Annotated in this window: 11 protein-coding genes; all 11 read right to left on the reverse strand. The window is 58.7% G+C overall.

What is annotated here, in order from left to right; translation table 11 throughout:
* Positions 1-17: 17 nt before the first annotated feature.
* Positions 18-1,064 carry a non-hydrolyzing UDP-N-acetylglucosamine 2-epimerase gene (wecB, locus tag RX327_RS27020; protein ID WP_050383794.1) on the reverse strand — a complete coding sequence of 349 codons (1,047 nt, stop codon included), beginning with the start codon at positions 1,062-1,064 and terminating at the stop codon, positions 18-20.
* Positions 1,065-2,123 (reverse strand): NAD-dependent epimerase/dehydratase family protein, encoded by a 1,059-nt coding sequence (locus tag RX327_RS27025; protein ID WP_050383795.1) that lies wholly within the window; start codon positions 2,121-2,123, stop codon positions 1,065-1,067.
* A gap of 2 nt (positions 2,124-2,125) precedes the next feature.
* Positions 2,126-2,998, reverse strand: coding sequence for an NAD-dependent epimerase/dehydratase family protein (locus RX327_RS27030; protein ID WP_317247653.1), 873 nt, complete (start codon positions 2,996-2,998; stop codon positions 2,126-2,128).
* A 75-nt stretch (positions 2,999-3,073) separates the two neighbouring features.
* Positions 3,074-4,021, reverse strand: coding sequence for an NAD-dependent epimerase/dehydratase family protein (locus RX327_RS27035; protein WP_028343083.1), 948 nt, complete (start codon positions 4,019-4,021; stop codon positions 3,074-3,076).
* Between the two features lie 36 nt (positions 4,022-4,057).
* The gene (locus tag RX327_RS27040; RefSeq protein ID WP_050383797.1) at positions 4,058-5,074 is read right to left on the reverse strand and encodes an NAD-dependent epimerase; all 1,017 of its coding nucleotides are present in this window, start codon (positions 5,072-5,074) and stop codon (positions 4,058-4,060) included.
* Positions 5,075-5,082: 8 nt separating this feature from the next.
* Positions 5,083-6,366, reverse strand: coding sequence for a nucleotide sugar dehydrogenase (locus RX327_RS27045; RefSeq protein WP_050383798.1), 1,284 nt, complete (start codon positions 6,364-6,366; stop codon positions 5,083-5,085).
* Positions 6,367-6,483: 117 nt separating this feature from the next.
* Positions 6,484-8,400 (reverse strand): asparagine synthase (glutamine-hydrolyzing), encoded by a 1,917-nt coding sequence (asnB, locus tag RX327_RS27050; protein ID WP_317247654.1) that lies wholly within the window; start codon positions 8,398-8,400, stop codon positions 6,484-6,486.
* 143 nt (positions 8,401-8,543) lie between these two features.
* Entirely contained in the window at positions 8,544-9,557 is a 1,014-nt protein-coding gene (locus tag RX327_RS27055; RefSeq protein WP_050383800.1) for a class I SAM-dependent methyltransferase, read from the reverse strand.
* A 62-nt stretch (positions 9,558-9,619) separates the two neighbouring features.
* Positions 9,620-10,846 (reverse strand): glycosyltransferase, encoded by a 1,227-nt coding sequence (locus RX327_RS27060; protein ID WP_317247655.1) that lies wholly within the window; start codon positions 10,844-10,846, stop codon positions 9,620-9,622.
* A 34-nt stretch (positions 10,847-10,880) separates the two neighbouring features.
* A complete protein-coding gene (gene asnB / locus RX327_RS27065) occupies positions 10,881-12,791 on the reverse strand; it encodes an asparagine synthase (glutamine-hydrolyzing) (RefSeq protein WP_317247656.1) in 1,911 nt (636 codons plus the stop codon).
* Positions 12,792-12,812: 21 nt separating this feature from the next.
* Entirely contained in the window at positions 12,813-14,006 is a 1,194-nt protein-coding gene (locus tag RX327_RS27070; RefSeq protein ID WP_152977479.1) for a glycosyltransferase, read from the reverse strand.
* Positions 14,007-14,015 lie beyond the last annotated feature (9 nt).

The raw sequence follows: 14,015 nt of genomic DNA on the forward strand, positions 1-14,015 counted from the left end.
AGTCCGCCTCGACCAACCTAAGGCAAGCCGCCAGAACTCAACAAGCGCGTGACATTGTAAGCCGCGCGACCGGTCCCATATTCCTCTATCTCGCGCCGAACGGCCTGCGCCGGCTGCATCCAGAGCCGATTCCAGCCGTGGGAAATCGTTTCCGTCCATTCGGTTTCGTCACGCAGCGTAGTGCATGGCACGCGATGGAAATAGGCCTCCTTCTGGACGCCTCCCGAGTCCGTATAGACTTCAATTGCGTTGTGCAGAAGCTTGGCCATATCGAAGTAACCGACCGGATCGATGATCTTCAAGCCGTCGAGAGCAACTCCCATACGCAAAGCCGCCTGTCGGGTGCGCGGGTGCAGCGGTAGAACAACGGGGTATTTCTGCGACTGATCCTGCAGAAACCGTACGACGGCCAGAAGCTGCTCCCGGTCGTCGGTGTTTTCAGCGCGATGAATCGTGGCAAGTGAATATGTCTTCGGGACCAGCCCCAGGCTGGTGAGTATGGTCGAACTTTCTTCGGCCTTATCCGTTACGAACAAGGTCGCATCGTACATCACGTCCCCGACGTGATGTACGCCTTTGGTTACGCCCTCGGCGGCGAGATTGGCAACAGCCACGGCCGTCGGACAGAAATTCAACGTGGCAAGATGGTCGGTTACCAGCCGATTGATTTCCTCTGGCATCCTGCGATTGAACGAACGAAGCCCCGCTTCGACGTGCGCGACCGGAATGTGCAACTTCGACGCCGCGAGCGAGCCGGCCAAAGTCGAATTGGTGTCACCATAGACGACAACCCAGTCGGGCTTTTCCGTGAGCAGGATAGGCTCGATCGCAATCAGCATACGTCCCGTCATGTCGGCGTGACCACCGCCATGGATATCGAGATGATGCTGCGGCTTTGGAATATCCAGTTCCTCGAAGAACACGTCGGACATGTTCGGGTCGAAATGCTGACCGGTATGCACCATGACTTCCGTGAGTCCGTCGGTCTCGCGGATCGCACGACTGACAGCCGCCGCCTTGATGAATTGCGGACGGGCGCCGACAACCGTGAGAATCTTCAGCATTCAGGAATACCTTGCGACATCGGGCAGCTGCGCAACGTGATTTCGCATGCAGCCGATGATGCGCTCGTGATTTGCGCGCGTCCAATCGATGGTTCTCCGAAGACCATCCTCGTGGGCCACCGTCGCGACGAAGCCGAGTTTCTCGCGCGCCTTGGCCGGATCGCCGAAGCGCTGCCCGGACCTGTCCCAATCCCGCGCCGGCGTCAGCGCAATCGGCGTCACATTGCCGACGATCGAATTCACGCGGGTCGCCAGTTCAAGAATGCTGGTTTCGACGCCAGAGGCGAGATTGTAGATTTCGCCGGGCTCGCCCGAAAGCGCGCACGCCATCAATCCTCTCGCCATGTCTTCCACATAGATGAAGTCACGAGATGCAATCCCGCCGTTCTCAACCGGCAAGGCCTCGTCGTGCAGCGCTCTCCATATGAAAGTCGGCGTAACGTTTCTCCAGACGGTATGCACCGTTCCACGCCAGCGGCCGGCGCCAAGGATCTCGCCGGGACCGTAAACATTCTGAAACCGCGCCTTCACGAAAGGCAGCTTGTATCGCGCAAAGTAGTAGTTACCGTACATCTCGCCGATCAACTTCGAAATCGAGTACGGACTGTCGTGAAACAGAGAAACCGGCGCATCCTCTCTCGTCGCTTCGGCCCCCTGGAAGGTCTTCTCGGCCACGGCACAGCCTGCGGCGGCGTACACAACCTTCCGTAACGAGCCAATGCTCTTGAGCCTTTCAAAGAGCTTCAGGCTTGTGAGCGTATTGTTCTCGTGATCCGCGAGCGGATCGGCGATCGACGACTGATTGCCGTGATAGCAGGCGAGGTGAAAGACGTAGTCCAGATTTCCCGGCAACGCCGCAAGAACTGCGTCATCCGTGATGGAGCTCCGAATGAATTCGACCCGTGGATCGTCTGGTACATTTGAAATGTCAGCCGACAACAGGTTGTCGACTATGACGACTCGAGCTGGTGCCTGCTCGAGCAACTTCTTGACGAGATTTGATCCGACAAATCCAGCCCCGCCAACGACCAGGACGGTGGCTCCATTGAAAGAACTCATCTTCACCCCTTAGGTGCAGCCAGGTGACTGTAGACGTCCGTCACTCCGTGGGCGTCGTACCACGAGAGCTGCCGCCGAATTGTCTCTTGAAACGAAACCCTTGCTTTCCACCCGAGGATCTCTCGCGTCCTGGTAGGATCCGGCACCACGGACGGAACATCGTCCTCTCCGACAGGCACCACCTTGACATCCGGATCGGCCGGCAACTGAAGATGCGATCGGACCAGATCGTATACGTCCTTGATGGAATGTCCCGTCCCGCTGGATACGTTGAAGATGCCGGTCGGCGCGCCGTCGCCCATCGCAATGTCTACTGCGGCGACGAAATCGGACATATCGAGGAAATCCCGGTAGGCAGCCGTGCAGAAGCATGCCTGTCCCGCCTTCAGTCGCTTGTAGAAGGTCGGGATCGGACCGATTGCGAGGCGCGGGCCGGCGACGTTCGCAAGGCGCAAGGAAACGAAAGGCAGACCGCTCATGGCCAGATATTGCTCGCCGGCAACCTTTGAAATGCCGTAGCTCGTGAACGGCCGCAGCGGATGCTCGACGGCAATAGGCGTGCTCTCGGGGCGCCCGTAGCACAAGACGGTCTGGAAATTTATGATCCGGCGAATACCCGCGGTCCGCGCGAATTCAATGAGATTCGCGGTCCCCTCGACGTTCGTCGCGATGTCCTCGCGCCAGTTTGCCGGATCCTTGTAGGAAGCGGCCGAATGTACCAGGTGAGTTGGGGCAAAGTCGGCAAAGGCCTTCGCTACCAGATCACGATCGGCAATCGAACCTTCGACGAGATGTAGGCCCGGAAGCGCGGGCACGACCTCACGCTTGCCGGTCGCGAAATTGTCGATGACAAGAATGTCGTGACCCTGCGGCAACCAGTGCTCGATAAGATTTCGAGCCGAGGCACCCCGCCCCGCCGGTGATAATGATGCGCATCGAACTTGATCCGATCAGGTGCGGATTTCCGCACGCGCTTCCTTCAGGTGTGTGTATCCGCCGACGACGCCCTCCCGCTGCCAGCGCTCAACCGACAGACGGGCGATCTCATCGAGCGAAGTGAACTCAACTGCGCCGAAGTCCTTGAACGTGCGTTCGGGGTCCAGAAGGATGGAAGCGGCATCATCCGGACCAAGCGGCTTAACCTCGGGCTCCGGATAGTCATTGATCTTCATTGCCCGCACGACTGCGTCGTAGAGCTCCTTGATCGCAACGTCCTTGCCCGAGGAAAAATGATAGGTGCCGCGACCGACGCCATCGGCGGCCCTGACAACAACCTTTGCCAAATCACCCGCGTAACAAAAGTCCCGCCGGGCCGGCGTAACGAAGCACTTCTGTCCCTTCGCCAAGCGGCCATAGAAGATCGGCAGCGGACCGGATACGTTTCTTGGCCCGATTACGTTGGCCAGCCTGAAAGTGACCCAATCCACGCCAGAAAACTGCACGTAGTTCTCGCCAGCCGTCTTCGAGATGGCATAGCTCGAATTGACGGGATTGATCGGATGATCGAGCGGGATCGGGGACTGTAGCGGCTTGGTGCCATAGCAAAGCGCCGTCTGAAAGTAGATCAGGCGAGATACGCCGAAGGTCTTGCAGGCCTTCGCGACGTTTGCCGTGCCGACAGCATTCACCAGAGCATCGGTTCCCCAATCCTCCGGGTCCTTGTAGGAGGCCGCTGTATGAACGACGATCTCGGGCCGAAAATCTGAAAACAGTCGATTGATCACGTCGGCATTCGCGATCGTGTCTTCGACCAAGGTCAGGTTTTCATGTTTGGTCAGATTGTCGGCCCGGCCGGTCGTATAGTTATCGATCGCAACCACCTCGTCGCCGCGCGACAAGAACATATCGATGACGGTTGATCCGACCTGGCCGGCGCCGCCGGTGACAAAGATTTTCATCCGATTACCCAGATTTGAGAGAGTCAGGTACTGTTGCTAAATCCGGTAGTAGTCCCGGTACCATTTGACGAAGCGCGCGACACCTTCCTCGATTGGTGTCGCCGGGCGAAAGCCGATATCCCGCTCAAGGTCCTTGACCTCGGCGTAGGTCGCCTCGACATCGCCGGGCTGCATCGGCAGCATCTCCCTCACCGCCACCTTACCCAACTCCTTCTCGAGGAGCGAGATGACATGTGTCAGTTCCTCGGGCTTGTTGTTCCCGATATTGTAGATCTTCCACGGGGCGCTGCTGGTCGCTCGGTCGGGTTTGTCGCTGTTCCAATTCTGGAGGCCTTGCGGCGCTCGATCGATGAGACGAACGACGCCCTGGCTAACGTCGTCGACATAGGTGAAGTCCCGACGCATTCGACCGTGATTGAAGAGCCGGATCGGCTCTCCAGCCAGAATGGATCTGGCAAAGATGAACATCGCCATATCAGGACGGCCCCACGGGCCATAGACCGTGAAAAAACGCAGCCCCGTCGTGGGAAGGCGGTAAAGATGGCTATAGGAATGAGCCATCAACTCGTTTGCCCTCTTGGAAGCTGCGTAGAGACTGATCGGGTGATCGACGCCATCTTCGGTCGAGAACGGGAGCTTGGAGTTTGCGCCATAGACCGAGGATGACGACGCGTAAACCAGGTGTTGACATCCGTTGTGCCGGCATCCCTCCAGAATGTTAAGGAAGCCCTGCATATTCGCGTCGACATACGCGTGCGGATCTTGGATTGAATATCGGACGCCGGCCTGCGCAGCCAGATGAATCACCTTGGCAAAGCGACACCGATCGAACAGCGCTTTCGCCTTCCCTCGATCAGCGAGATCGAGCTTTTCAAAACTGAAACGGGAATTGCTTTTGAGCAGATCCAGGCGCGCCAGCTTGAGACTGGGATCGTAGTAGTCGTTGATACTATCAACGCCAACCACGTCATGGCCTTCCGACAGGAGGCGCTGACTGACGTGGAAACCGATGAAGCCGGCTGCCCCGGTGACAAGAACTGCCTTGCTGGACATGCTCGCACTCAAAGTCGCAACAGCTCAATGCCGGCCGGCCTGGAGCCACGATCAAGCGTCGACTTCACATCGTAGACCAGACCATTGCCATCGGTCAGCAACCGCTGGATCAGCGGCCACCCGCCGGTCGCGTATTCGTTGTGGGCCACCGCCAGAACGACGGCATCCGCCGATTGCAGCTCGTTGAGCGGCAGGAGTTTGACTCCGTATTCTTCCTCAGCATCGGCTGCATCTGCGAGAGGATCATGCAGCTGCACCACCAAGCCGAACGACTGCAGCTCGCGCACAATATCGACGACCCGCGAGTTCCGTGTGTCCGGAACGTCCTCCTTGAATGTGAGTCCAAGGACCGTGACTACACCGCTTTGCGCCTTGCGTCGCAGCAGCCCCCTGACGCACTCTCGCGCCACCCGCTGCCCCATGCCGTCATTGATCCGCCGACCCGCGAGAATGACCTCCGGATGATAGCCGGCCTTCTCTGCGCGATAAGTCAGATAGTACGGGTCAACACCGATGCAATGACCACCGACGAGCCCTGGCTGGAACGGCAGAAAATTCCATTTGGTCCGTGCGGCGGACAACACATCCGCAGTATCGATGTTGAGAGCCTGAAAGATCAGCGACAGTTCGTTCATGAAGGCGATGTTCAAATCGCGCTGGGTGTTTTCGATGACCTTCGCTGCCTCTGCCACCTTGATGGTCGGCGCGCGATGAATGCCGGCCGTTACGACCGATCCGTAAACTTCGGCAACGACATCAAGCGTTCGCTGATCCTGCGCCGAAACCACCTTGGCGATTGTTTCGAACCGGTGCTGCTTGTCGCCCGGGTTTATTCGTTCCGGCGAATAGCCGACCGTGAAGTCCTCGCCCGCCTTGAGCCCCGATACCGCCTGCAGGACCGGAATGCACTCCTCTTCCACGGCGCCGGGATAGACCGTTGACTCATAGACGACGATATCGCCCTTCTTCAGCACGCGGCCGATTGATCGCGATGCGGAGATCATGGCGCCCAGGTCTGGGCGTCTCGCCTCGTCGATCGGCGTGGGCACCGTCACGATATAGAAATCGGAGCCCGCCATTGCCTCGAGATCGGATGAAAAGACAAGCGACGGCTGACGCAGATCGCGCGCCTCAACCTCTCGCGTTCTGTCGTTACCAGCCGTGAGCTCGGCAACGCGTCTTTGGTCAATATCGAACCCGATTACCGGCACGCCCGATCGTGCGAACGACACGGCTACAGGCAAACCGACATAGCCCAACCCAATTACAGCGATGTTGCGTCCGTGTCTCATTTTCGATCCTGATTTAAGCTTGGCGCGGCCCCAAGCCTATGGAGAGCATTCGGCATGATGCGATAACATGGCAGTCGCCTTTGTCAAACATCACCCGGGGTGTCTGCGTCGGTCTGGCTACGATCGAACCATGGCTCTGAATTCGGCAGCCCGGTCATGGAAGCGCTGGTGCCACAATTCCAGCGACAACAGGCCCCAGGTCTTGCGCGAGAAGCGGGAAGCACTCTGAAAGTTCGCAAGCACCACGCCGCTGTTGAAGTGGTCGCGCTGGCGCGCTCGCTGCTGATCGAAGATATCCGTCACGAACTCCTGAAGCGTCCCTTCAAACCACTCCTTCAGCGGGACCGGAAAGCCCATTTTGTCTCGCCGCCTCAAGATGCCCTCGGGCAAGATATCTCGATAGACGGTCTTCATCAGTTGCTTCATCTGCCCGCCCTTGAACTTCACGTCGGCGGGCACAGTCGCCAGAAACTCGACCAGGGGATGATCGAGTAGAGGCACCCGGCTCTCGAGCCCGTGCGCCATACTCATTCGATCTTCGACCTGCAGCAATGCCGGCAAGAGACACTTGAAGTCGAAGTGAGTCATCTTGTCGAAATAGGCTTCCTTCCTCACATTGTCCTTGTTGTTAAAGATTTCGCGGAACGCCTCAAAGACACGCGGCTTGTCGAGCGACTTCCAATCGACTTCACCGACCATGTCGGTGGAGCGGTCAACGAGCCTGAAATATCGCTTGTCCAGATCGTCGAACAATCCCTCGCGCCAGAACTCCTTGATCATCGGCTTGTATTCGCGCAGCAGCCCGAGATTCGGAACGATGGACTCGATCGTAACGACGTAATTTCCCTCCCGGTACGTACCGTCCATGGCGGCCTTGATGCATTGCTCAAAGTAGGCGACGAGATATCTCGCGTAACCACCAAGAAGCTCATCCCCGCCCTGCCCACCGAGCACGACTTTCACATGCTTCGCGGCGAGCGCGGAGACCATGAATTGCGGAAAGGATCCCGGGCCGGCAACCGGGAAATCAAGGTGGTAGATGACATCGTGCAGCGAGCGTCTGAAATCCTCCGCGGTGATATCCGCAATATGCACCGTCATGTCGGCCCGGTTGGCCACTTCCTGCGCATAGTGGCTCTCGTCGTACCCCGGGTATTCCGTGAAGCGGCCGTGGAAAGCGAGACGATTGCGATGATCGTGACTCGAAGCCAGAAGGGCGACGAGGCTCGAGTCGAGCCCTCCCGAAACGTAGCCGCCGATCGGGACATCAGCCCGCAAATGGACATTCATGGAGTTGGCGATCAACTCCCTGAAGCGTTCCTCGAAATATCTCGGGCTGTGGTCGAAATCGACGACATACTGCACGTCCCAGTAACGTTGAACGTGAACATTTCCGTTGTCGACGGTGAACACATGCCCAGGCAGCAGTGCATTGACATGCGCAAAGAGCGTCTTCGCACCGATCGTATACTGGAACGTCAGATATTCCGCGAGCGCGGTCGAGTCAGTGCGAATCTCCGGCAGCAGGGGCAACAAGGCCTTGGCCTCTGATGCAAAGAATAGAGTGCCGTCCTGCTCCGTATAGTAGAAGGGCTTGATCCCGAAACGGTCTCGTGCGGCGAACAGTCTTTGCCTTCTCTCGTCCCAGATCGCGAATGCGAACATTCCCCTCAGATGAGAAACGCAATCGTCTCCCCACTTGTCATAGGCGGCAAGGATCACTTCCGTATCTGACGTCGAGCGAAACGCCCATCCGGACGCCAGCTCGTTGCGCAGTTCGATGTAGTTGTAGATCTCACCGTTATACGTAATGACGGTGCCGTTTGGCGCAATCATCGGCTGCGCGCCGCTCGTCGACAGATCGATGATGGCGAGCCGTCGGTGGACGAAGCCCACGCGCTTGTCCCTCGATGTCCACTCGCCGGCCCCATCGGGACCGCGATGACTGATCAACGAGGACATTGCGCGCAGCGCTGCCTCTCCCTTGGGAAAGGGATCGGAGCCTAGCGACAGGAAGCCGGCAATTCCACACATACGATAACCCTAAGCTATTTCGAATTCAGGAAATGCGCGCAATCACACGGTCGCGCCGGACCGTTCAATCCCACGCCGTGAAAGCAGTGTCCTGAGATTCGAAAGCTACCTCCGTGCTTGGCGCGGCGGCCACACTCGATAGCTCAACTTCTTCCGGGAGACAGCTCGGGAGCGCGAGCTCGCGCCTCTACGCCGTTCCCACCGTAGCTCGCTTCGACTCCAAGCAGTCCGATGGCATCGAGCGCTTGCGCAATCTGCTCCGTCGACCTCTTGTGCTTGTACCGGTCGGTGAGCGCGTCATGAGTATCCAGGACAGCCCAAGCATAGAGCAGCTTGGGTCCCAGTTGTCCATAATAGTCGTGATAGTCAAGAACGGGCGAGTAGTACAGGACGGCCTGCCGAAATTTGCTGCCGAGCGGAAGCTTCCGGTAGCGCCAACTCAGGCGGTGCAAGGGCCACAGGACCGCAACGAGCGTCTTGATGAAATTCATCGCAAGCTTTGCATCTTGCCGAATAAGGAATTTGCGCAGCCGCTGGCGCGTCTTGGTCATGTCCTCGTGACTGTATCGATAGTGATCGATTACCAGAAGCCCGCCCGGCGCAACGTGAGCCGCAAGGGCCCTGATTGTCTCATCGGGGTCGGGGGTATGCTGGATGACTCCAAGACAGATCACGACATCGAATGATTGAGGTGCAACCGGAAGAGCGCGGATATCGGCCTGACAAACGAAATAGCCCGGCCTTCCCCCACAGTTCTCCAGGTTTGCCTCGACGGCGGTCGAAAGGTCGCACGCAAACACCTCCGCGCCCTCCGACAGCAGCACCTCGGTAAACCGCCCCGCGCCGCAACCTGCCTCCAGGACTTTCTTACCACGAACAGCATCGAAGCCGCCAAGACATCGCTCCAGCCGATCCCGGCTGATCGACGTTCCCGTAAAGGAGTCCAACTGGGTCTTGCGGAAAGTCTTCCATTGCAGCCCAAAAGCTGCGGCGTAGTTCTCCGGCGCAACAAAGCGCGGAATACCTCCGACGACGGGATACGTACGACCACCGGATGCCTTTAGCGCCGTTGTCTGGTTGGAGATGTCGTCGGACATCGGCAATGGCTGCAGTGATTCACCCGTCTCAGGGCAGATGAGTGGAACGATCGGCTTCATGCTGGCGAGTTATCCAATTGAAAATAAGGTCGGGAGTCCAGGAGTGGGGGCGCAAGTTCATGTCAGACGCGTAGCCAATAGCGGACCACATCGACCAGCATGAGCGGACGATAGAAGGCGCGCCTTCGAGGCTTCGAGGCCAATTCCCGATACATCGCCTCGACGCGCTTCACGTCGATGGGGAAGTTGGCCTGTTCGACCACGATAGCCCGCCCCCTGGCAGCGATACGCTCACGCAAAGCCTCGTCCTCGAGCAGGCGAAGGATTGCGTCGCCGACGTCCGCGGGATCGATGTCGGCAAACAGCACGCTTTCGCCGTCCTTGACGATCTCGCCATAGCGATCGAGCCGACCGACAACGTTTGGGACCCCACAGGCCATCGCCTCAAGAAGCGTCTGCGGCAGGCCATCCGAGCGCGGGATTCCGACAGCAACTTCCGCAATGGAATAGAACATCGGCATCTTGTCATGGGGGATGCGGCCAACAAAGCTGACATGGAGTGCGAGGCCGAGCGCCTCAATCCGCGCCATGAGTCCTGCGCGGTACTGCGGATCGGCGGCATATTCCGTGACGACCAGATGCGCCGACGGAACCCGCTTGACCACCAACGCCATGGCTTCGACAAGGACATCGATATTATAGAACGGCTGAAGGATCTTCGGGCTGAGCACGACCCGGGCGCCTTCCGGAATTCCGCATTCGGCACGAAGCGCTGACGCATCCAGCGGCCGGAACTGCTGCGGATCAACTCCCCACACTACGCGCGTCGCTTTGCTGCCATAGCCGCCGAGCTCATTGAGCTTGCTGATCAGGAAGTCGGATTTTGCCGTTATGCAGTCGGCTACCGCAAAGAGCCTCTTGGTCAACGCAATTCCGCGTCGCGTCGGCGCCCCCTGCTCTTCGAAGAGGACGTCGCCCCCCATGACGCTGACCACCAGAGGTCGAAATCCCAAGGCGCCTGCCAGCCACGCCCAGGTGCTATATGCGTAATGCACATGGATGACGTCCGGGTTTGTCGTCCTGACGAGACGACGGAAATCGAAGAACAGCCGCGCCATATCGGACAGTCCGCTCAGATCCCGCCGGGCCAGCTTGCCGCCCAAACGCACAAGGCGCGAGATCCATTCATCTTGTCCAGGGCGAACCGACGGCGTGAGTTCTGTGATTTCGGTCAGTCCGGCGGCGGGAGGCGCACTGAGCAGGTAGACCTTGTGCCCCAAGGGCGAGAAACAGCGCACCCGGTTCACGACGTGGGTGCTCGTAGCGTAACCAATCGCCAGGATCTTCAACGGACGGGTCATCGAGGCTGCCACATTCGTCCCGCTAGGCCGCCGAACCGACGGCCATTGCAGAATGGCCGGGATCAAGAACTTGCCGGTGCCAAAGCTCGAGCATGAGCAGCACGAACAGCCGGTTGCCGATATCGTCGCCGCCTTTCATGTGACGATCCACCATGGTCGAGACAACATCGGGCCTGAAATATCCCCGGCGTGCGACGCTTGCCGGCGAAAGCAGATCATACACCATGTCCTTCAGACCAGTCCGCAGCCACTTGCCGAGCGGCAGATTGAAGCCTGCCTTGGGGCGGTAGAGAATGTCGGTTGGCAGACGCGACTCCATGGCTTTCTTCACGATCAATTTGCCCTCGCTTCCCTTGATCTTGAGATCGCCCGGCAATGAGAATGCCCATTCGACCAGCTCGTGATCCAGAAAAGGAACGCGCGCCTCAACGCCAGCGGCCATTGTGAGCCTATCGACCTTGGTTAGCATCTCGCTGATCAGCGATGACTTCATATCGGTGTAGAGCTTGCGCGTCAGCTCCGGCTGACCGATCGTCGCATCGTAGTGTTGGGCCGTGACATTGTTCGACCACGCTTCCTTTAGATGAGGCCAGAGATCAGGGTGCACAAAATCCACGAGGTCCATGTCTCGGAAGCACGCATAACTGTCGATATAGCGCCCCGACTCTCGCTGATCCCTGCTCATTGCGCGCCACAACCGGTGGCCCGGAGCAATTCGATTGCCGATGGCTCCAGTCCGAGCGAGAAGCCGCTGCAGGGGGCCGTATTTTTGCCCGAGCAGCGGGACGAAGTCTTGGTGCCTCCAGGTGTATCCGGCAAACACCTCGTCGCCGCCGTCGCCCGTCAGAACGACCTTGATTCCGTCGTCCCTCGCCGCTTTGGCCAGAAAGTAGATCCCGAGCGCCGATGACACGGCAAAGGGTTCATCGCAATGCCACGCCATCGCGGGAAGAAAGTCGCCCGCCTCCGCGCCGAGGTCTATCTCCCGGTGCGCGGTACCATAGCGCTCCGCCACGACCCTGGCATAAGGTCCCTCGTCGAAAACCTCATCTCCGCGAAATACGACAGAAAAGGTTTGCATGCCGGCGCTGGCCTGCGGCCCTACCAAGGCGACGACCGAACTCGAGTCGACCCCACCGCTGAGGAAGGCCCCCACCGGTACATCCGCGACAAGATGGCTTCGAACGGCGTTTCCAAAACGCTCATCGAATTCAACGCAAGCGTCGGCGAGTGAAAGAGCGCGCGGAGCGGCCGGCAAGGGAACGCGCCAGTACTCGCGGTCCTGCACATCGCGTCCGCGAACGATAAGCACGTGACCGGCCTCGAGCCGCCGAATTCCCTTCAGAATTGATTGCGGATCCGGAATGCTGAGGAGATGAAGGAAGTCCGCCAGCGCCGCCTGATCGACCTCACGCGGCGTGCGCGGGTCCGCCAGAAGTGACTTCAACTCCGATGCGAACGATACGGATTCCTGGCCAACATGATAGTAGAGCGGCTTGATCCCGATCCGGTCGCGCGCGAGCAGCAGCGTCCTTTGCCCGGCATCCCAGATCGCTAGCGCGAACATGCCTCGCAACCGCGTCAGGAAGTCCAAGCCGTAGCATCGATAGGCTTGCAAAATAACCTCGGTGTCGGACGAGGTTCGGAAGGCATAGCCTCTCTTTTGCAGTTCGCGCCTCAGTTCGACGAAGTTGTAGACTTCGCCGTTGTAGACAATGCGGACCTGTCCGTCGTCGGAAACCATCGGCTGTTCGGCGGCCACCGAGAGGTCGATGATCGAAAGGCGACGGTGACCCAGCCCCACAGGGCCGTTCACCCATATGCCCTCGGCGTCCGGACCTCGATGGGCGACAGCTCTTGTCATCGCCACGACCAGCTCGCGATCAACCGGCCTTTGCCGATCAAAATTCAGGATTCCCGCGATTCCGCACATCTTGAATTATCTGCCCATTGGCTAAAGAGCGCGTGCCAAAATGTCGGCCACGCGATGATCGTAGGTGTGCCCCGACATCGCCAAATCATAGGCACGTTCCGCAATCTCGCGGCAATGCGCCTCGTCCCGGAGCGCACGGACAGCCTCGTCGACGTTCGACAGGTCGGACCGCACGGGGATATAGTGCTCATTGGCCCTGAGAATGCCGTTATAGCCTCCTTCGATCAGGACTTGGCAGGTCTTGGTACCGATCGCCTCGAAGTGCCTTGACGAGATGCTCTTGCCCGACACGCCGCGGGGGACGCCCATAAAGAACTTCTCGAACACTTCCTCGAAGCTGGCATCCTGGTTCTGCTTCAGGTTGTAGGTTCTGGCTCGATCGAGAAGCGCGCCTTTTTCATTGAGGTAGTAGGTCCCGGATTCCGCGCCGATCAAGGTGCGGCAGCGATTGAGAAAGGCAGCCCAATCGTCGCGCGGCATTCGCGACGAGCGGCCGCCTCGAATGTCACATCGAATGCCCAGTTCCTGGCCGTGCTTTTCAAAATACGCAATCAGATCGGTTCGTTCTCGATCTCCGACAAAGGGCCAATAGATGTCACCGACAAATCCCACGTCGATATCACGACGCGCCTCAGGCTGCGGTGAATATACGGAAGGATTGAGCGCGTGCGGCGTCGCAAGGATGCGCGTTCCTTCCAACCCGCCATAGAGATATTCGGCCGCCGCAATGGGGAGCTGACTGCAGAGGAATTCAGCTTTCACCTCCCGGCAAAACTCGAGCTTCTGATCGAGCAGATCATACTCGTTGCCAAGGAATACTATGATGGGACAAGCGCGGCGGGCCAGGAATGGAGCCGCTCGGCTAATCAGCGACAAGTCGTCGCCGGCCGCGACATGAGACACGATGATGAGATCGTAAGATCGAATGCGCAGCAGATGGCGTCCAAGATCGACCAGGTTGTTGATGTCGCAAACCGTTACATCGAGCTTGGGAGACCGGCAAAACGCATCGCGCCAGTCCCTAACGTATGAGAGGCGCTGGTTGAAATCATACAAATGCGCATAGAGGTTGCGTACCAGTGCACTGCGCTGGAGCGGGCCGGGAGGCTGAGCACCTGCCTTTACGCCAAAAACACCACGCAGCACCGTCGCAGCCGTCAGGACGACCTTCCCGGTTCCGTTTTGGTCGAGGAAAAGAACTTTCTTCTTTGTCACCTTGTTACT

Source organism: Bradyrhizobium sp. BEA-2-5 (assembly GCF_032918025.1).
Classification (GTDB): Bacteria; Pseudomonadota; Alphaproteobacteria; order Rhizobiales; family Xanthobacteraceae; genus Bradyrhizobium; species Bradyrhizobium pachyrhizi.

Bases quoted from the DNA above. Each gene is read 5' to 3' on its own strand.
- wecB (WP_050383794.1), bottom strand. From the start codon at position 1,064: ATGCTGAAGATTCTCACGGTTGTCGGCGCCCGTCCGCAATTCATCAAG.
- RX327_RS27025 (WP_050383795.1), bottom strand. From the start codon at position 2,123: ATGAGTTCTTTCAATGGAGCCACCGTCCTGGTCGTTGGCGGGGCTGGA.
- RX327_RS27035 (WP_028343083.1), bottom strand. From the start codon at position 4,021: ATGAAAATCTTTGTCACCGGCGGCGCCGGCCAGGTCGGATCAACCGTC.
- RX327_RS27040 (WP_050383797.1), bottom strand. From the start codon at position 5,074: ATGTCCAGCAAGGCAGTTCTTGTCACCGGGGCAGCCGGCTTCATCGGT.
- RX327_RS27045 (WP_050383798.1), bottom strand. From the start codon at position 6,366: ATGAGACACGGACGCAACATCGCTGTAATTGGGTTGGGCTATGTCGGT.
- asnB (WP_317247654.1), bottom strand. From the start codon at position 8,400: ATGTGTGGAATTGCCGGCTTCCTGTCGCTAGGCTCCGATCCCTTTCCC.
- RX327_RS27055 (WP_050383800.1), bottom strand. From the start codon at position 9,557: ATGAAGCCGATCGTTCCACTCATCTGCCCTGAGACGGGTGAATCACTG.
- asnB (WP_317247656.1), bottom strand. From the start codon at position 12,791: ATGTGCGGAATCGCGGGAATCCTGAATTTTGATCGGCAAAGGCCGGTT.